Consider the following 18,296-nt stretch of genomic DNA (forward strand, 5'->3'; position numbering starts at 1 on the left):
TCCAAACCATCCATCCCTGTCCGAACCGCGCCTGCCGCTGGGCAGGCAACGAGTGTGGGAGCATGCCACTGTGCCCAAGACCTCCAATTCCACGGCCACGTCGACGGTGACGACCTCCGGAGAGGGCCTCCAGCTCCGCGGGATCACGAAGCGGTTCGGGAGCCTCGTCGCCAACGACCACATCGACCTCGACATCCGTCCCGGCGAGATCCACTGCCTGCTCGGTGAGAATGGCGCGGGCAAGTCGACGCTGATGAACGTCCTCTACGGCCTGCTGCAGGCCGACGAGGGCGAGATCACCGTGGACGGCCACCCCCTGCACCTGACCAACCCGAAGCAGGCGATGGCCGCCGGCATCGGCATGGTGCACCAGCACTTCATGCTGGTGGAGGTCTTCACCGTCGCCGAGAACATCGCGCTGGGACGCGAGGCCGGGACGGCCGGCATGCTCGACATGAAGAGCGCCAAGCAGCACGTCCGGGAACTCTCCGACCGCTACCGAATGGCCGTCGACCCCGATGCCGTCGTCGAGTCTCTGCCGGTGGGCATCCAGCAGCGCGTGGAGATCCTAAAGGCGCTGGCCAACGACGCCAAGTACCTCATCTTTGACGAACCGACCGCGGTGCTGACGCCGCAGGAGATCGACGAGCTGATGGCCGTCATGCAGGCATTGCGCGACGAGGGCAAGGCCATCGTGTTCATCACCCACAAGCTGCGTGAGGTGCGCGCCGTCGCGGACCAGATCACCGTCATCCGTCGCGGAAAGGTGGTGGGCCAGGCCGATCCGACGATGACCGAGGCGCAGCTGGCCGAGATGATGGTCGGCCGCGCGGTCAGCCTCACCGTCGACAAGCAGGCTCCCCGGCTGGGCGAGACCCGGTTGTCGGTCAAGGACCTGGTCGTGGCCAACCCCGCCGGCGCCGTGATGGTCGACCACATCGACTTCGACGTGGCTGGGGGAGAGATCCTCTGCGTCGCCGGGGTGCAGGGCAATGGCCAGACCGAGCTCGCCGAGGCGATCCTGGGCACCACCCCGGTCAAGAGCGGCACGATCCTGGTGGACGGCCGTGACGTCTCGGGCATGAAGCCTGCCGACACCATCGAGGCCGGTCTCGGATTCGTGCCAGAGGACCGGCAGAAGGACGGTTTCGTTGGCTCCTTCAGCGTCGCCGAGAACTTGGTGCTGAACCACGTGGACGAGTACTCCAAGGGATTCGCGCTCGACCTCAAGCGCCTCCGCGAGAATGCCGAGAGCAGGGTCAAAGAGTTCGACATCCGTACCAATGGCATCGACCTGCCCGTCAGCAGCCTCTCCGGCGGCAACGCCCAGAAGGTGGTGCTGGCCCGCGAGCTCTCGCGCCCGCTGTCGCTGCTGGTCGCCAACCAGCCGACCCGCGGCGTGGACGTTGGGGCCATCGAGTTCCTGCACGAGCGCATCGTCGCGGAACGGGACCGTGGCACCGCCGTGGTCATCGTCTCCACCGAGCTGGACGAGGTGGAGTCGCTCGCCGACCGGATCGCCGTGATGTACCGCGGCAAGATCGTCGGCATCGTGCCGCAGGACACACCCCGCGAGGCGCTGGGCCTGATGATGGCCGGCGTCCCCACCGAAGAAGCGCTGGCTGCGGCCAGCACGTCCAGCGCCCAGGAGGGCGCACCGCAGACTGGCCAGCAGATCGACACCGAAGGAGCAGCTCGATGAGTGCGAGCCCGTCCCGCCGACCGGCGGTACGCATCAACTGGGGCGAGGTGACGACGATGGTCGCCGCCTTCGTGCTGGCCTTCCTGGTCGGCGCCCTGTTGATGGTTTTCAGCGACCCGGACGTCAGCTCGAAGTGGGCCTACTTCTTCTCCCGTCCCAGCGATGCCCTGAGCGCCTCGTGGGACAAGGTCAGCTCGGCCTACGGTGCCCTGCTGAGGGGTTCGCTGGGCAGCTGGAAGGCCTTCACCGACACCACGGCCTCCGCGGCCCCGTTGATCTGCGGCGGCCTCGGCCTCGCGGTCGCCTTCCGCTCCGGCCTGTTCAACATCGGTGCCCAGGGCCAGGCGATCTGGGGGGCCATCGCGGCGGCCTGGGTCGGCTTCCACTTCACGGGGCTGCCGATGCTCGTCCACCTTCCGATCGCCATCATCGCGGGCCTTCTCGCCGGTGCCATCTGGGGCGGCATCGCGGGTTGGCTGCGGGCAGCCACCGGCGCCCACGAGGTGATCGTGACGATCATGCTGAACTACGTCGCCAGCCTCACCCTGGCGTGGCTGCTCGGCACGCACTACTTCCTGCGCCCAGGCCGCAGCGACCCGATCGCGCCCGAGGTGCAGTGGACCGCCACCTTCCCCCGGGTGGAGGGTGGGCAGCTCCACCTCGGCTTCTTCCTCGCCCTGCTCGCGGCCGTGGCGGTGTGGTGGGTGATGGAACGCTCCAGCATCGGTTTCCGGCTGCGTGCCGTCGGCGCGAACCCCCACGCGGCAGCCACGGCCGGCATGAGCGTTTCACGCTCGACGGTCGTCGCCATGCTCATCTCGGGAGGTCTGGCGGGCCTGGCCGGTGTCCAGGCGGCACTCGGCCCCGGTGACTTCGGTCTGCCCACCCCGCTGTCCGCGGGTCTGGTCGGTTCGATCGGTTTCGACGCGATCACCGTCGCCCTGCTGGGGCGCTCCAAGCCGGGCGGCGTGGTGCTGGCCGGTCTCCTCTTCGGGGCCCTGCACGCCGGGGGCCTGGCGATGCAGTCGCAGGCCGGGACACCACTGACCCTGACGACCGTGCTCCAGGCGCTGATCGTCATGTTCGTCGCCGCACCGCGGCTCGTCCGCACGCTCGTGCCCTTCCTCAAGGCACGACGCAACCGGCCTGCTGAACTGGTGGGCGGCGCGTCCGCGCAGGGCGGTGTGTCGGCATGAGCACCACCCCCGACAAGGAAATCACCATGACCTCGGCGACCGAGCTGAACCGACTGGCGCAAGAGACCACCGGCGAGCACGGCGAGGTGGTGCTGCGCACCACCGAGAGCGCCGCCAACCGACGCAGCCGCATCACCACCGGCATCCTGATCACCGTCCTGGGCCTGCTGCTGCTCGGCTTGTCGTTGACGGCCAAGGGTTCGGCCCGGTTCGCGCTTTCGGACGCCTTCGATGCCGTCCAGCTGCCCACCTTCTCGCTGCCCGGCCTGGCCACTGTCCTGGTGTGCGGTGCGCTGGCCACCCTGGCCGGGGTGGGCTATCTGTCCGGACGACTGCATGGACGCCTGCCCGCGCTCGCCGGGACCGTCGCCGGGCTGGCCGTGATGATCGGCTTCCTGGCCTGGGCCGCAGCCGGACGCGACCTGCCCTTCCCGATCTCCAACCAGCTGAACGGCACCTTCGCCATCGCCACCCCGCTGGTGCTGGGCGCGCTGGCCGGCGTGTTGTGCGAGCGGGCTGGCGTGGTCAACGTCGCCATCGAGGGCCAGATGCTCGTCGGCGCCTTCGCCGCCGCCGTCGTGGGCTCCACCACGAAGTCGATCCCGGCTGCGGTCATCGCCGCCGTCATCGCCGGCGTCGCCATGGCCGCACTACTGGCGCTGTTTGCCATCACCTACCTGGTCGACCAGGTGGTGCTGGGCGTCGTGCTCAACCTCTTCGCCGTGGGCATCACCGGCTTCCTGTTCGACCAGCTGATCCAGCCCAAGAGCTCGACCCTGAATGCCGCGCCCCAGATGGAGACCCTCGCCATCCCCGGGTTGTCGGAACTGCCCTTCTTCGGCCCGGTGCTCTTCCGGCAGACCGCGCTGGCCTACATCGCCATCGCGTCGGTGGTGCTGGTGTGGTTCCTGCTCTACCGCACCAAGTGGGGCCTGCGGGTGCGCGCCGTCGGCGAGCACCCCAAGGCCGCCGACACCGTCGGCATCTCGGTGACCCGGATGCGCTGGTCGGCCGTGCTGGCTGGCGGCGTCTTCGCCGGACTCGGCGGTGCCTTCTTCACCGTCGGCTCCACCGGAGCCTTCAGCAAGGAGATCACGGTCGGCAACGGCTTCATCGCCCTGGCCGCGGTGATCATGGGTCGCTGGCACCCCGTGCTTGCCGCGATGATGGCGCTTTTCTTCGGTTTCGTGACGCAGATGGCCTCCCAGCTGTCGGCGCTCAACACGCCCGCTCCCAGCCAGTTGCTGCTGATGCTGCCCTACCTCGCCACGATCATCGCCGTCGCGGGTCTGGTCGGCCAGGTGCGCGCGCCGGCCGCCGATGGCGACCCCTACGTGAAGGAAGGGCACTGACCGTGGCGGACGCCGTGGTCAAGGTCGACTGGGACGCCCTGCGCGCCCGCGCCCGGGACATCGTTCAGCAGGCCTACGCGCCCTACTCGAACTATCGAGTCGGTGCCGCGGCACTGGTCGACGACGGACGTATCGTCGCCGGTTGCAATGTGGAGAATGCCGCCTACGGCGTCGTGCTCTGTGCCGAGTGTGGGCTGGTCAGCGAGCTGGTCGCAGGGGGCGGGGGGCGCCTGGTCGCGTTCACCTGCTGCAACTCCGAGGACGACGTGATCATGCCCTGTGGCCGCTGTCGCCAGCTGCTGTGGGAGCACGGCGGCGCCGAACTGTTGGTCGAGACGCCCCTGGGCATCCAGACCATGTCCCAAGTGCTCCCGCAGGCCTTCGGGCCCGAGGCGTTGGCCGCCGTCCGCGACTGAACCCGCCCTGCCGGGCTGGCACAATGACCCGGTGATCACCGCTGCAGCAGATGGCTCGTCCCTGTCGAACCCCGGCCCGGCCGGCTGGGCCTGGTACATCGACGACGACCGGTGGGCAGCCGGTGGCTGGCCCCGCGGCACCAACAACATGGGCGAACTGATGGCCGTGCTCAACCTGCTGCAGCAGACCGACCAGGTGCGCGACGAGCCACTGCACGTGTTGTGCGACTCCCAGTACGTCATCAACGCGGTCACCAAGTGGATGGGCGGCTGGAAGCGTCGGGGCTGGCGCAAGGCCGACGGCAAACCGGTGATGAATGTCGAACTGTTGCAGGAGATCGACCGCGCCATGGCCGGGCGTGTGGTTACCTTCGAGTGGGTCAAGGGCCATGCCGGCCACGCCATGAACGAGGCCGCCGACGAGCGCGCGCGCGCCGCTGCCACCGCCTACCAGCGGGGGACTGCCGTCGACCACGGCCCCGGCTTCGGCGGCCTGGACGCCTTCAACGCCGCCCAGTCATTGGACGTCGCGCCCACCCCTCCCCAACCGGTCGAGATCGACCTGTTCAGCTTCGACGAGCCCGTCTCGGTCGACGACGCGGACGACGTGGTGGCGCTGGAGCAGGCGCTGCTGAGCGACGAGGTGCGCTCTGACCACGCCCGGGTGGAGGCCCTCCTGCACCCCGACTTCACCGAGATTGGATCGTCCGGACGCCTGTGGAGCCGGGCCCGGATGCTCGCGACCATCGCGCCGCTGGAGAACCGGACCACCTTCGAGCTGGTGGGAACCGACCGTCTGGCCGATGACCTGCTTCTGGTGCGCTGGCGCTCCCGGGCCAAGGCGTCGGTGGTGTTGCGCTCATCCATTTGGCAGCGCACGCCAGCCGGTTGGCAGCTGCGCTTCCGTCAGGGCACGCCCGCCGACCTGTGACCCCACCGACCTGTGACCCCACCGACCTGTGACCCCACCGACCTGTGACCCCACCGACCTGTGACCCCACCGACCTGTGACCCCATCGACCTGTGACGCCGCCGACCTGTGACCCCGCCGACCTGTAGCGAAGCTCTCAGATCTCCTGGAGCCGCTTGCGGATCGCCTTGAAGGCGGTCTCGCCCATGTCCTCGCGCCCGCCCTCCAGCCAGGTGACCGTGTTCGCGTCCGTGCTCAGGACGACCTTGCCGTGGGCATCGCCGTTGCCGGCGGTCTGGTCGAACTGCACCCACTGGCTCTGCTTGACCGGGTTCGTGTACGTGTAGTCCTTGTCCTTGCAGCCCTGCAGGGTCTCGGCCAGTTTGGTGAAGGCCGCGGTGGCTGCCTCAGGGTTCTCGAAGCGCCAGGTCATCGCGCCCCAGCCCCGGTCGGTGCCCGCGACGACGATCTGCTGCGAGGCCTTGACCGCGGCGTTGGCCTGGTTCACGCAGTCGGTGTCACCCTGGAAGGAGTCCTGCCCAGCCTGTCCCTCCCCGGCCAACTGGTAGGCGCCCGCGCCCACCTGCAGCGCCGGGTCGTAGAGCTTGCTGACATCTCTCACTGAATCCGGGCCGAGCGGCGAACCGTGGCGCTTCATCAGGTAGACACCGCCACCCAGCACCAGCGCCAGCGCCAGGAGCGAGGCGATGATCGTCACCCACGGCACCCGACGGGTGCGGGTCGCCACCTGGGGCGCCACCGATCCGTGGTGCTCGTCGGGCAGCGTCTCGGTCACCGTCCGCTGGATGGCGACCCCGGAGGGCTGCCAGCACTCGGCCGGCGCCGGGGTGGGAAAGCCGTAGCCGTCGCGGTAGAACTGCCACTCGGCGGGGGCGGGCGGCCAGGTCGGGTCGGGACGCCAGCCGCGCGGGGGCAGGAAACCTGCCGGCGGCTGCGGCCAGCTCGGCGGTGTGTGGAAGGTGATGGGCCTCACGCGCTCTCTCCTCGTCGTCCCCTCGAGTGCCGAGGCTACCAGCGCGCGGCGATAGGCTGTCCCCCATGTGTGCACACGTCCTCGCCGCCGTCGCGTGGCCCTATGCCAATGGGCCCCGACACATCGGCCACGTCTCCGGTTTCGGTGTCCCTTCTGATGTCTTCGCGCGGTACATGCGAATGTCGGGCCACGACGTGCTGATGGTCTCCGGGACGGACGAGCACGGCACCGCGATCCAGGTGAAGGCCGACTCCGAGGGCCTGACCGCCGAGCAGACTGCCGACAAGTACCACCGGATCATCGCCGAAGACCTCCAGGGCCTCGGGCTGAGCTATGACCTCTACACCCGCACCACCACCGACAACCACCGCCAGGTGGTGCAGGAGATGTTCACCGTCCTGCACGACAACGGCTATGTCGTGGCCAAGAAGGAACTCGGCGCGATCAGCCCGTCCACCGGACGGACGCTGGCCGACCGCTACATCGAGGGCACCTGCCCCTTCTGCGCCTTCGACGGCGCGCGCGGCGACCAGTGCGACAACTGCGGCCGCCAGCTCGACCCGGCCGACCTGAAGAACCCGCACAGCCGGATCAACGGCGAGGTGCCCGAGTTCGTCGAGACCGAGCACTACTTCCTCGACCTGCCCGCCTTCGCCGAGGCGCTGGGCCAGTGGCTGCAGACCCGCCAGGAATGGCGTCCCAATGTGATGAACTTCTCGGCCAACTTCGCCAAGGAACTGCAGCCGCGCGCCATCACCCGCGACCTCGACTGGGGCATCCCGATCCCGCTCGAGGGCTGGTCGGACAATGCGATGAAGCGCATCTACGTCTGGTTCGACGCGGTCATCGGCTACCTCTCCGCGTCCATCGAGTGGGCCAAGCGCTCCGGCGACCCGGATGCCTGGCGCACCTGGTGGAACAACGAGGAGGCCCGCAGCTACTACTTCATGGGCAAGGACAACATCGTCTTCCACTCGGTGATCTGGCCGTCCATCCTGCTGGGCGTCAACGGCGAGGGCGACAAGGGCGGGCGGACGTCCGACTGGTTCGGCACCCTCGACCTGCCCACCGAGGTGGTCAGCTCCGAGTTCCTGACCATGCGCGGTTCCAAGGTCGCGAGCTCCCGCGGCGCGTCCATCTTCGTCGGTGACTTCCTGCGCGAGTTCGGCCCCGACGCGCTGCGCTACTTCATCGCCGTCGCCGGCCCGGAGAACCAGGACACCGACTTCACCTGGGACGAGTTCGTGCGCCGGGTGAACTTCGAGCTGGCCAATGAGTGGGGCAACCTGGTCAACCGCTCCATCTCGATGGCGCACAAGAATGTCGGCGCCATCCCGGCCGCCGGCGAGCTGACCGAGGCCGACACCGAGCTGCTGGCCGCCTCCAAGGGTGCCTTCGACACCGTCGGCGCGCTGCTGGACGCCTGCAAGTTCAAGGCAGCCATCACCGAGTCGATGCGCATCGTCTCCTTGGCCAACAAGTACCTCTCCGACCAGGAGCCGTGGAAGCTGAAGGACGACCCGACTCGCCGCGACACCGTGCTGCACGTCGCGCTGCAGGTGGTCAGCGACTGCAACACCCTGATGACGCCCTTCATGCCGCACGCGGCCCAGAAGGTGCACGAGGCGCTCGGCGGCACCGGGGTGTGGGCGGCGCAGCCGCAGCTGGTCGAGGTCACCGAGACCCGCGAGGACGGCTCCACCAAGACCTATCCGACGCTGCAGGGTGACTACGCCACCGAGGCCGCGCACTGGGCCAGCGAGCCCATCGAGGCCGGACGGGAACTGTCCAAGCCGTCCCCGATCTTCGCCAAGCTCGACGACAAGCTGGGCGAGACCGGTCCGGAATGGGCACCGATCACGACCGCCTGACCGCAGGGGAGGACGACCACCCACCGGCCGTGGCAACGGCGCGCGCCAGCTGGCGCCGGTGGTGGTGGTTGCCCGCGGTCGTGGCCGTCCAGAAGTTGCTCTTCTGGGGTGTTGCGGCGGACCTTGACCGGGGCCGCTGGTTCGACAACCTGTTCAACTGGGACGCCTGGTTCTACCTGGACATCGCCGAGAACGGTTACCGGACGACCGAGTTCATCGACGGACGTCTGGTGCGCACCACGATGGCCTTCTTCCCGCTCTACCCGATGCTGGGGCGCGCGCTGTCCTGGCTGCCCGGCGTGGGGCTCCGGCCCGCGATGGTTGCCATCGCCTTCGTCTCCTGCCTGGCGGCGGTGTGCGGCATCTTCCGGCTGGGGGAGGCACTGCACTCGGCGCGGTTGGGTGCTGTCTGGGCCTTGGGCTGGGCAGTGGTCCCACGCGGTTTCGTGGCTGCGATGCCCTACTCGGAGCCGATGTTCACGGCCTTGTCGGTGTGGGCCCTCGTCCAGCTTGCTCGCGGGCGCTGGTGGACGGCGGCGGTGCTCTGCGCGCTGGCTGGCGCCACCCGGTCGACGGGCATCTCGACCCTGGTCGCCGTGGGCGGCGCCATCCTGGTCGCCCTGCTGCAGGTGCTCTGGGCTCGTGTTCGTCGTCGTCCACCCGGCCTGGTGGGCTGGCTACCGGGAACAGTGCGGTTCCCCTCGGCGTGGACGCTGGTGGGTGCGGGTCTGCTCTCGGCGCTGGGGACGGCGGCCGTGCTCGCCCACGTGGCTGCCCTCACCGGGTCGTGGCAGGGCTACTTCGTCGCCCAGCGCGAGTGGGGAATGGTGATGGGCAACCCGATGGCAACCGTCCACCAGTGGTGGTTGGTCATCAACGGCCCGACCCTGCCCCAGCGCGAGACGGTGAAGGCGGTCGCCTATGCGCTGCCGGCGTGGACGGTCTTGATGGTGGCGGCCCTGGTGGGGGCCTGGCGACGTCCGTCCTGGCGTCCGGTGGTCGCGCAATCGCTGGTGCTGTTCGCGCTGATGGCCTGCGCCCAGGCCTACTTCAACTCCAAGGAGCGGTACCTGCTGCCCGGCGTCGGCCTGCTGCTGCCGCTGGCCTGGCTGCTGGCGGTGAGCATCGAGCGTGCTCCGGTGGGTGTCCGCCGCTGGTGGACGGGTTTCCTTGCGCTGGCCTGGTTCGTCGCGGCGGTCGCCTGGGCGGTCTTCGGCGGGACGATCGTCACCTGGTCGGTCACCTCCCCCTGAGCCGTCTGGACGACCTACGCGGGTATTGACCCGACCCGGCCGAGACCGACGTCGTCCACCCGTCGTGCGGTCGGTTTCGACCCGATCAGGCCGGTTCCTGCGCCCGACATAGAATCACCCGGTGACTCCCGCCCTGCAGCCCACCCGAGCGACCCGCGCCTGGGAACCGACCCGGGTGCTGCGCGGGGACGTCGACTCCGGTCGCCGTCTCTTGGAGGGTCTGGGCAGCGTCGTCGTCCTGACCGGTGCGGGGATGTCGACCGAGTCGGGCGTGCCCGACTACCGTGGCCCGCGGGCGCAGCGCGCCACCCCGATGATGTACTGCGAGTTCCTCGCCGACGTCGAGAACCGACGCCGCTACTGGGCTCGCAACTACCAGGGCTGGGCCCACCTCGGCCAGGCCCACCCGAATGCCGGGCACCGGGCCCTGGCCCGCTGGGAGGCAACCGGCGCCCCGACCCGAGTGGTGGGACTGGTCACGCAGAACGTCGACGGGCTGCACGAGGCAGCCGGGCAGCAGCGAATCGTCACCCTGCACGGGCGCGGCTCCGAGGTGGTCTGCCTCGACTGCGGCCAGGTCACCGCCCGTGCCGATCTCCAACCCCGGCTGGCGGCGCTGAACCCCGAGGTCCAACCGCGCATGGACATGGGGCACGCGGAACTTCGTCCCGACAATGACGCGGTCGTCGAGGACTGGCACGACTTCGCCATCCCCGAATGCCTCGCCTGCGGGGGAGTGTTGAAGCCGCACGTCGTCTTCTTCGGCGAACCGGTGCCCAAGGTTCGCGTCGCGCAGGCCTTCGACTGGTGTGACGAGGCGGACGGCCTGCTGGTCGCCGGCTCCTCGCTGACCGTGATGAGCGGGCTCAGGTTCGCGCGGTTCGTGCACAAGCAGGGAAAGCCGGTGGTCATCGTCAACCATGGCGCGACCCGCGCCGACGAGTTCGCGACGCTGCGCCTGGACGACTCGACGTCCGCGGTGCTCAGCCGGTGGGCTGTCTGAGTTCGCGGTTCCGGCGACGCCGCACCCAGAACGGGGGCACCACCAGCCGGTGCTGCAAGACCACCCGTAGCAGCACCGCTGAGAAGGCCAGCATCAGCACCACCGACAGGATGGAGGCCTCCAGCCCGAAGACGCCACCGGACAACAATTCAGGACCCTTCGCATAGGAGCGGACGAAGCCGTCCCCGTCCCGGGTGGCCCCCGAGATCGCCGACCCCAGGATCGGGCCCTGCATCACATTCCAGGCCGCGTGCACACCCATCACCACCCACAACGAGCGCGTGACAGCGTAGAGCAGGCCGAACATGATGCCGGCCTCCAGCGCGATCGCAACCGCGCCCCACACCGTCCCCTCGGGATTGCTGAGGTGGACCCCGCCGAAGACCGCTGCCGAGATGGCCAGCGCCACCCAGGTGCCCAGCCAGCCCTCGACGAGCCGGTACAAGATGCCGCGGAAGATGATCTCCTCCGCGATGCCGGCGCCCAGCCCGACCATGGCGAGCATCTCCCATGGCGAGTAGTGCGGGTTGAATCCTCGGACCTCCCGAGCGCCCAGGGCCACCGCGAGCCCGAAGACCAGCAGCATCGCCAGTGCCCCGATCGCCAGCCCGGTCAACACCCCGCCGACCCGCGATGGGGCCAGCTCGAGCGGGTGCCGGCGCCCCTCCAGCAGGCAGACCACCACGTAGGCGACCACGGCGGCGATGATCTGCGCGAAGGAGTAGAGCCAGCCGATCTGGTCGACGCCGGCCGCCGACATCAGACCCACCACCCCGAGCGAGGCGGCGACGAAACAGCCGGCGAAGACCAACAGCCGCACGATCCAGCTGCGATACCAGGGCAGCGGCGGTCGGGGCTGGTCGGCGGGAAGCCCGGTGACGTCGGGAACGATCACCTCGATGCCGGGCAGCGGACGCACGACGGGCGTGCTCATCTGGGACGCGCCGTTCACCGGGCCGTCACCGCCCGCACCATCAACTCCCGCACCATCAACTCCCGCACCATCAACTCCCGCACCAAGGCCTCCGCGCGATGCATCGAGCGGGGCTCGAACCCCAACGCACGTGCCCGGGCGCGCAGGGCCGGTTCGTCGCGCCACAGCATCATGCCGCGGCGAACCAGCACCGCTGGTGGCTTGCGGTGCTGCTTCAGGTCGCGGCGCAGCCTGCGGGAGAAGTTCAGGTTGCGCGGTCGGTCCAGCCAGACGGGCACGACGGGCAGCGCCGCCGTCTGGCAGTGCGCCAGCAGGTCCACCGCGAAGATGCCCTCCGCGATCACCACGGGACAGCCGCCCAGGTCAACGGTGTGGGTTCCGGTGCGCCGGCTCTGCGAGATGGAGTACTCGGGGACGATCGCGCGTCCGGTCGCGGCCAGCTGCTGCAACGCCCGCAGCGCCGCCTGGGCGTCCCAGGTCGCCGCGTCGTCCCAGTCGATTCGTCCCTCGCGGCGCGGCAGGTCTGGATGTTCCTCGTCCAGGTAGAAGTCGTCCAGCCTCAGCTGAGCGGCGCCGGTCACCCGCGCGAGCCGTGACTTTCCACTGCCCGAGGGGCCGGCGAGCAGGATGACGGTCGTGGGCATGGCCGACAGCATAGGGCGCCAGCGCTCCGGGCCGGGGCCGGGGCCGGGGGCAGGTCACCAGCCCCCGCCACCGCCGCCACCGAAGCCGCCACCGCCACCGAAGCCTGATCCGCCCGATTTGGCGCTGTCGGAGGCCGCTGCGCTGGCCGCCGACTGCATCGACTGCGTGATGACCTGATCGAAGCCTCCCATCGCCATGAAGCCGTAGTGATGGCCGATGTACCAGCCACCCTCGGGGAAGTCGTAGCGTCCCTGGGCCGCCAGGTCGCGGAAGATCTTCGTCCAACGGTCAGCGACGCCGAAGGTGATGGCCCAGGGCAGGTAGCGGCTGAAGATGTCCTCACCCTCCTCCCAGCGCAGCTGGTCAGCCTCGGCGGTCCGCAGGTACAGCTCGAAGCCGCGCGCCTGTTCCAGCACGGCCGAACCCTCCGGGGTGCGGTGCGGCAGCTGGGACGAGAAGGCGGCCAGGGCCAAGCCGGGAACCACCACTGCCAGGCCCAGCAGCCCCCACCCGAACTCCGCGAGAACCGCCCCGAGCACCAGACCGGCGAAAGCCAGTGCGAGGCCGAGCACCAGGCCCTTGGTGCGGACCGCCTGTGGGGACTGGGGGAACCAGCCACGCCCAGAGGTGACCTGCTCGTAGAGACGGTTGCGTGACTTGGGCATCGCCTTGGCCCACTTCGCGCTGGACAGGGTCTTGGTGTTCACCTCCTCCCGATTGCGCAGGAAGTCCTCGCGGACCTTCTTCTCCCACGGCTCCAGCGCGTCGCGCCCCGCGCCGCGGGTGCGTCGGAGGGTGAAGGTCTTCGCACCGGTGGCCTCGATCTGCAGGTGCCCGCGCACGGCGAGGTCCACCAGGGTGGCGGTGACATCGCGCTGGTCCGCGCGTTCGTCGATCAACGTCCCCACCTCACCGGGACGGGTGCCGGCCGGGGGAGCGAAGGCGACCGCCACCTCCTGGCGGCGGCCCGTCGTCGTCCCAACGGCCTGCCCGGCCACCGGCGCCAGACCAGGGGTGAGGCCCTCGTACACCTCGTCGCGGCTGTTGCGGCGCACCCGGAGTGCGACGAGCAGCGAACCCAACAGCGCACCGAGGGCGGTGACGCCAGCGGTCAGCGAGTTGACGGTGAAGGTGTTGCCGAGGTGGTACCGCTTGGACAACCGCGGTTCGGCGCCCACGAAGGTGCCGATCGGCGCGCCCGCCACGACCTGGACGCCCTGCTCCTTGGCCAGCGGCCCGGCGGTGTAGGTGACGGTGCGACCCGAGGCAGACGCGGTGCAGGGCGTCGTGTACTTCTTGCCGGAGAAGCAGGAGGTGCGAGTGGGGGTTGCTGGCAGGGTGATGGTCGCTTTCGCGGCGCGGATCGGCACCTGCCAGCCGCTGCCGACGACATTCCAGTTGACCTCGTCGAGGTTGCTGGTGGCATTGGCGGGGTCGACGACGCCATGGATCGTGTAGTCGACCAGATAGCTCTGGACGCCAGACACCTTTCGACGCTCGGAGCCGATCCGGAGCTTCAGCAGCCCGCTCTCGGACGAGGTCTCGAGGTCTGCTGGCGCCCCGGTGGGAGAGGTGACATTGGTGACGTCGATGTCGATCCGGCGCCAGTGGTCGTCGTCCCCGGGGACTCTCATCCGCGTCACGAAGTAGACGAAGGGCCCGTGGCCGGCGTCACTGGCGAAGTCGAAGTCGATCCGCGTGGTGGCCTTGCCGGTTCCGGACTGGTCGAAGGTGACGGTGGTCTCGTAGCGGTCGACCGCCCACGACGAGGGGACGTCGTCGTCCGCCCGTGCGACGCCCGGTGCCATCACCACGACCAGCGAGCCCAGTAGCGTGCTGACTAGGAACTTCCTGATGATCCCCATACCGCAAGGGTATGCGAGAACCGGCCCAGATCAGCCCTGCACGCCCAGTGCCTGTGCCATCTCGGCGCGCACCTGGGCCAGCATCTGCGTGGCGCGCGCCTTGGCGTCATTCAGGTCGGCGGCCGACTCCTCGGCGCTGACGCGGGCCTCGAGGTAGCACTTCAGCTTGGGTTCGGTGCCCGAGGGACGAGCCACGACGTGCACCCTCGCGCCGGTGAGCTCGATCGCGTCCGTCGCGGGCAGGTCACCGGTGGGCTGCGAGAGGTCGCGGACCTCGACGGGCTCACCCAGCAGCGTGGCCGGCGGGTTGCCGCGCAGCTTGGCCATCGCGTCCCGGATGATCTGCAGGTCGGCCACCCGGACGCTCAACTGCCCGGTCGCGTGCACGCCGTGGGTGCGGGAGATCTCGTCCAGTCGTTCGGGCACCGACGATCCGGCGGCCTTGAGCTCGGCGGCGATCCGCAGGATGTTCACCAAGGCGGTGATGCCGTCCTTGTCGGGCACGACCGTGGGGTCGCAGCAGTAGCCGATGGCCTCCTCGTAGCCGAAGCCGAGCCCGGGAACCCGTCCGATCCACTTGAAGCCGGTCAGGGTGGTGGTGAACGGACGTCCGGCGGCGCGGGCCATGGTGCCCAGCAACGTGGACGACACGATGGAGTTCGCGTAGACGCCCTCGACGCCACGGCGCAGCGCATCGTCCCCGAGCAGGGCGCCCAGTTCGTCGCCGGTCAGCATCCGCCAGCCCTCGCCGAACCTGGCCGCTGCGGCGCAGCGGTCGGCGTCGGGATCATTGGCGACCACGATGTCGGCGTCGGAGTCGGTGGCCAGCTGGATAGCCAGGTCGATCGCGCCGGGTTCTTCGGGGTTGGGGAAGGCAACGGTGGGGAAGGCCGGGTCGGGCTCCACCTGCTGCGCGACCGCGATGCCCTCGGTGAAGCCACAGGCCCGCACCACCTGGTCGACGACGCGGGCGCCGACGCCGTGCATGGCGGTGTAGACCCAGGTCAGCTCGCGCGGGGCGCCGACCGGCACCAGCTCGGTGGTGCGCGCGACATAGGCGTCGATGAGCTCCTGCCCGATCATCCGGTAGTCGCTGGTGCGGGCGATGTCGGCCAGCGGACGGGCGGCGACCTCGGCGATCTGCGCGGCGATCTCGACGTCGGCCGGTGGGACGATCTGCGAACCGTCACCCAGGTAGACCTTGTAGCCGTTGTCGGCGGGTGGGTTGTGCGAGGCGGTCACGACGACGGCGGCGACGCAGCCGAAGTGCTTGATGCCGAAGGCGACGACCGGGGTGGGGGTGGGGGCGTCGGTGAGGACGGCCTCGAAGCCCGCGGCGGCCATGATCTCGGCGGTGTCGGCGGCGAAGACGTCGGAGTTGTACCGAGCGTCGTAGCCGATCAACACCCGTCCGGACGTGTGACCCTGCGCCTTGAGCCAGTTCGCGAAACCGGCGGCGGCCTGGGAGACGACGACCCGGTTCATCCGTCCCGGGCCAGGGCCCAGGGCAGCGCGCAGACCGGCGGTGCCGAAGGTCAGCGGTCCGGCGAAGGCGCTGGTCAGCTCCTCGGCGGCATCCTGGTCACCAGCATCGGCGCGTTCCAGCAGATCGCGCAGGGCGGTGGCGGTGGCGGCATCGGGGTCGTCGTCGGCCCAGGCGAGGGCGCGGGAACGGAGGTCGTCGGTGATCATCTGGTTCTCCTGTGCAGGGTTGCCCGGCGTCAGCGCGCGGACATTCGTGGTGTGGTCCTGGTTGTGGTCAGGCCACCGTGACATGCGGTGGCTGCGCTGGCTCAGAGGCGGGCGAGCAGGGCGTTGAGCAATTCGGTGAGACGGGGTCCGGCGGCCTTGCCGGCGGCCAGCACCTCGGCGTGGTCCAGCAAATCGGCCTGGATGCCGGCCGCGAGGTTGGTGACCAGCGAGATGCCCAGCACGTCCATCCCGGCCTCCCGGGCGGCGATCGTCTCGATCGTGGTCGACATTCCGACCAGCGTCGCGCCGAGGATGCCTGCCATTCGCACCTCGGCGGGGGTCTCGTATTGCGGCCCACGGAACTGCGCGTAGACGCCGGTGGGCAGGCTCGGGTCGACCTCGCGCGCCAGCTCGACCAAGCGCGGTGTGTAGGCATTCGACATGTCGATGAAGGTGGCGCCCGCCAGCGGGGTCTCGCCGGTCAGGTTGAGGTGATCGGTGATCAGGACGGGCTGGCCGGGTGCCCAGCTCGTGTCGAGGCCGCCGCAGCCATTGGTCAGGACGATCATCTCGGCGCCGAGAGCGGCCGCGGTCCGCACGCCGTGGACGACGGGCGCGACGCCACGCCCCTCGTAGAGGTGGGTTCGCCCGGTGAGCACCATCGCCACCTTGCCGTTCGCGGTGCGGGCGATCCGCAGGGCGCCGCCGTGGCCGGAGACGACGGGCTTGCTGAAGCCCGGTACCGACGACAGGTCGACCGTGACGACCTCTTCGCCCAATGACTCGACGCCCTGGTTCCAGCCCGAACCCAGCACGAGGGCGACGTCGACCTTCTCGACCTGGGCGGGGCGCAGCAGGACGGAACGGATGTGCTGGGCGGCGCTGCCGGCCGCGGCCCGTGGATCACTGAAGTCGATGGTCACGGGCCCAACTGTACGCAGCACCAGCTGGCGACCGGCGCTCCCGGCTGCGGGGTCGGGCACCCAAAAGTCTGGAAGAATGAGCTTGTGACCAGAGTCGTGATCATTGGCGGAGGCCCCGGCGGCTATGAGGCTGCCCTTGTCGGTGCGCAGCTCGGGGTGGAGGTGACGCTCGTCGAGGCAACCGGGATGGGCGGTGCGGCCGTCCTGACCGACTGTGTCCCGTCCAAGACGCTCATCGCCACCGCCGAGGTGATGACGATGATCGAGAACTCCGCCGAGTTGGGCCTGAAGATCTTCAGCGGGGAGGACGAGAACGTCGCCTCCTCGGTACACGTCGATCTTGCTGCCCTGAACCAGCGCGTGCTGGCCCTGGCCAAGGCCCAGTCTGACTCGATCCGCGCCAAGCTGGACCGTTCCGGCGTCCGCGTCATCCATGGCTGGGCCCGGCTTGACGGGCCGCAGGCCGTCATCGTGGAGGCCGAGGGAACCTCCGAGCGCATCGAGGCCGACATCGTGCTGCTGGCCGTGGGGACGACGCCCCGGGAGCTGGACACCGCGAAGTGCGACGGCGAGCGCATCCTGAACTGGAAGCAGGTCTACAACCTGTGCGAGCTGCCCGAGAAGCTGATCGTGGTCGGCTCCGGTGTCACCGGCGCCGAGTTCGCCAGCGCCTATGACGCGCTGGGCGTCGACGTGGTGCTGATCAGCTCCCGCGACCAGGTGCTCCCGGGTGAGGACTCCGACGCCGCCGGCGTGCTGCAGGCCGTCTTCGAGCGCAAGGGCATGGAGATCTACTCCCGTTCCCGCGCCGTCGCCGCCCGCCGCGAGGGCGACGAGGTCGTCGTCAGCCTCGAGGACGGACGTGAGGTGCGCGGCTCGCACTGCCTGATGGCCGTCGGCTCGATCCCGAACACGGTTGGTATCGGTCTGGCGGAGGCGGGCATCGAGCTTGCCCCCAGCGGACACATCCAGGTCGATCGTGTCTCCCGCACCACCGCCCGCGGCGTCTACGCCGCGGGTGACTGCACGGGCGTCTTCGCCCTGGCGAGCGTCGCCGCCATGCAGGGACGCATCGCGATGTGGCACTCGCTCGGCGATGCCGTGCAGCCGCTCGAGCTCGGCTCGGTCAGCTCCAATGTCTTCACAGCCCCCGAAATCGCGACCGTCGGCATGACACAGAAGCAGATCGACGCCAGTGGCCTCAAGGTGGCCAAGGTGACCCTCCCGCTGGCCGGCAATGCCCGTGCGAAGATGAAGGGCTTCACCGACGGCTTCGTGAAGCTGTACTGCCTGCCGGTGACGGGGATCATCGTCGGCGGCGTGGTCGTCGCTCCCCAGGCCTCCGAGTTGATCCACTCAATCTCGCTGGCCGTTGCCGAGAAGATCACCGTGGACGACTTCAGCGACGACTTCACCGTCTACCCGTCCATGTCAGGGTCGATCGCCGAAGCGGCCCGGATGCTGCATCTGCACAGCCACCCCGAGGCCGAGAACGCGTCCAACACCCAGGTCTGAGCGGAAACTCCACTCATCAACGCAA

15 protein-coding genes are annotated in these 18,296 nt (G+C 69.4%); 9 read left to right on the forward strand and 6 right to left on the reverse strand.

Annotated elements, in window-relative coordinates:
* Positions 1-70: 70 nt before the first annotated feature.
* Genes ABD089_RS05560 through ABD089_RS05580 form a run of 5 tightly spaced genes read left to right on the forward strand, consistent with a single transcriptional unit; the run spans position 71 to position 5,597 of the window.
* Positions 71-1,702, forward strand: a complete 1,632-nt coding sequence (locus ABD089_RS05560) for an ABC transporter ATP-binding protein (protein ID WP_343885239.1) — start codon at positions 71-73, stop codon at positions 1,700-1,702.
* Complete coding sequence (locus tag ABD089_RS05565; RefSeq protein ID WP_386769107.1) at positions 1,699-2,898, forward strand: ABC transporter permease; 1,200 nt, start codon at positions 1,699-1,701, stop codon at positions 2,896-2,898. Before ABD089_RS05560 ends, ABD089_RS05565 begins: the two co-directional genes overlap by 4 nt.
* Positions 2,895-4,250 (forward strand): ABC transporter permease, encoded by a 1,356-nt coding sequence (locus tag ABD089_RS05570; RefSeq protein WP_343885240.1) that lies wholly within the window; start codon positions 2,895-2,897, stop codon positions 4,248-4,250. The genes ABD089_RS05565 and ABD089_RS05570 overlap by 4 nt, the downstream gene beginning before the upstream one ends.
* Before the next feature lie 2 nt (positions 4,251-4,252).
* Positions 4,253-4,666, forward strand: coding sequence for a cytidine deaminase (locus tag ABD089_RS05575; protein ID WP_343885241.1), 414 nt, complete (start codon positions 4,253-4,255; stop codon positions 4,664-4,666).
* A gap of 31 nt (positions 4,667-4,697) precedes the next feature.
* Positions 4,698-5,597 (forward strand): RNase H family protein, encoded by a 900-nt coding sequence (locus ABD089_RS05580; RefSeq protein WP_343885242.1) that lies wholly within the window; start codon positions 4,698-4,700, stop codon positions 5,595-5,597.
* A 136-nt stretch (positions 5,598-5,733) separates the two neighbouring features.
* Here ABD089_RS05580 and ABD089_RS05585 read toward each other — a convergent pair whose 3' ends face one another.
* Positions 5,734-6,570 (reverse strand): hypothetical protein, encoded by an 837-nt coding sequence (locus tag ABD089_RS05585; RefSeq protein ID WP_343885243.1) that lies wholly within the window; start codon positions 6,568-6,570, stop codon positions 5,734-5,736.
* 65 nt (positions 6,571-6,635) lie between these two features.
* Here ABD089_RS05585 and metG point away from each other — a divergent pair, with 65 nt between their 5' ends.
* The 3 genes from metG to ABD089_RS05600 all read left to right on the forward strand — a co-directional run bounded on the left by metG (position 6,636) and on the right by ABD089_RS05600 (position 10,697).
* On the forward strand, positions 6,636-8,441 hold the full coding sequence (gene metG / locus ABD089_RS05590; protein ID WP_343885244.1) for a methionine--tRNA ligase: 1,806 nt from the start codon (positions 6,636-6,638) through the stop codon (positions 8,439-8,441).
* A complete protein-coding gene (locus tag ABD089_RS05595; RefSeq protein ID WP_343885245.1) occupies positions 8,417-9,694 on the forward strand; it encodes a mannosyltransferase family protein in 1,278 nt (425 codons plus the stop codon). Before metG ends, ABD089_RS05595 begins: the two co-directional genes overlap by 25 nt.
* Before the next feature lie 121 nt (positions 9,695-9,815).
* Positions 9,816-10,697 carry a Sir2 family NAD-dependent protein deacetylase gene (locus ABD089_RS05600; protein WP_343885246.1) on the forward strand — a complete coding sequence of 294 codons (882 nt, stop codon included), beginning with the start codon at positions 9,816-9,818 and terminating at the stop codon, positions 10,695-10,697.
* On the opposite strand, the gene ABD089_RS05605 is transcribed toward ABD089_RS05600, so the two are convergent.
* The 5 genes from ABD089_RS05605 to ABD089_RS05625 all read right to left on the reverse strand — a co-directional run bounded on the left by ABD089_RS05605 (position 10,678) and on the right by ABD089_RS05625 (position 16,756).
* Complete coding sequence (locus tag ABD089_RS05605) at positions 10,678-11,631, reverse strand: CPBP family intramembrane glutamic endopeptidase (RefSeq protein ID WP_343885247.1); 954 nt, start codon at positions 11,629-11,631, stop codon at positions 10,678-10,680. The genes ABD089_RS05600 and ABD089_RS05605 overlap by 20 nt on opposite strands.
* Positions 11,632-11,645: 14 nt before the next feature.
* Positions 11,646-12,275, reverse strand: coding sequence for a uridine kinase family protein (locus tag ABD089_RS05610; RefSeq protein WP_343885249.1), 630 nt, complete (start codon positions 12,273-12,275; stop codon positions 11,646-11,648).
* A 54-nt stretch (positions 12,276-12,329) separates the two neighbouring features.
* Positions 12,330-14,141, reverse strand: a complete 1,812-nt coding sequence (locus ABD089_RS05615; protein ID WP_343885250.1) for a DUF2207 domain-containing protein — start codon at positions 14,139-14,141, stop codon at positions 12,330-12,332.
* A 30-nt stretch (positions 14,142-14,171) separates the two neighbouring features.
* Positions 14,172-15,833, reverse strand: coding sequence for a phospho-sugar mutase (locus tag ABD089_RS05620; RefSeq protein WP_343885396.1), 1,662 nt, complete (start codon positions 15,831-15,833; stop codon positions 14,172-14,174).
* Positions 15,834-15,934: 101 nt separating this feature from the next.
* On the reverse strand, positions 15,935-16,756 hold the full coding sequence (locus tag ABD089_RS05625) for a purine-nucleoside phosphorylase (protein WP_343885252.1): 822 nt from the start codon (positions 16,754-16,756) through the stop codon (positions 15,935-15,937).
* 84 nt (positions 16,757-16,840) lie between these two features.
* On the opposite strand from ABD089_RS05625, the gene ABD089_RS05630 reads away from it, so the two are divergent.
* On the forward strand, positions 16,841-18,271 hold the full coding sequence (locus ABD089_RS05630; RefSeq protein WP_343885253.1) for an NAD(P)H-quinone dehydrogenase: 1,431 nt from the start codon (positions 16,841-16,843) through the stop codon (positions 18,269-18,271).
* Positions 18,272-18,296 lie beyond the last annotated feature (25 nt).

It is taken from the genome of Luteococcus sanguinis (assembly GCF_039527675.1).
Taxonomy (GTDB): domain Bacteria; phylum Actinomycetota; class Actinomycetes; order Propionibacteriales; family Propionibacteriaceae; genus Luteococcus; species Luteococcus sanguinis.

Bases quoted from the DNA above. Each gene is read 5' to 3' on its own strand.
- ABD089_RS05595 (WP_343885245.1), top strand. From the start codon at position 8,417: ATGGGCACCGATCACGACCGCCTGACCGCAGGGGAGGACGACCACCCA.
- ABD089_RS05570 (WP_343885240.1), top strand. From the start codon at position 2,895: ATGAGCACCACCCCCGACAAGGAAATCACCATGACCTCGGCGACCGAG.
- ABD089_RS05620 (WP_343885396.1), bottom strand. From the start codon at position 15,833: ATGATCACCGACGACCTCCGTTCCCGCGCCCTCGCCTGGGCCGACGAC.
- ABD089_RS05610 (WP_343885249.1), bottom strand. From the start codon at position 12,275: ATGCCCACGACCGTCATCCTGCTCGCCGGCCCCTCGGGCAGTGGAAAG.
- ABD089_RS05605 (WP_343885247.1), bottom strand. From the start codon at position 11,631: ATGAGCACGCCCGTCGTGCGTCCGCTGCCCGGCATCGAGGTGATCGTT.
- ABD089_RS05565 (WP_386769107.1), top strand. From the start codon at position 1,699: ATGAGTGCGAGCCCGTCCCGCCGACCGGCGGTACGCATCAACTGGGGC.
- metG (WP_343885244.1), top strand. From the start codon at position 6,636: ATGTGTGCACACGTCCTCGCCGCCGTCGCGTGGCCCTATGCCAATGGG.
- ABD089_RS05615 (WP_343885250.1), bottom strand. From the start codon at position 14,141: ATGGGGATCATCAGGAAGTTCCTAGTCAGCACGCTACTGGGCTCGCTG.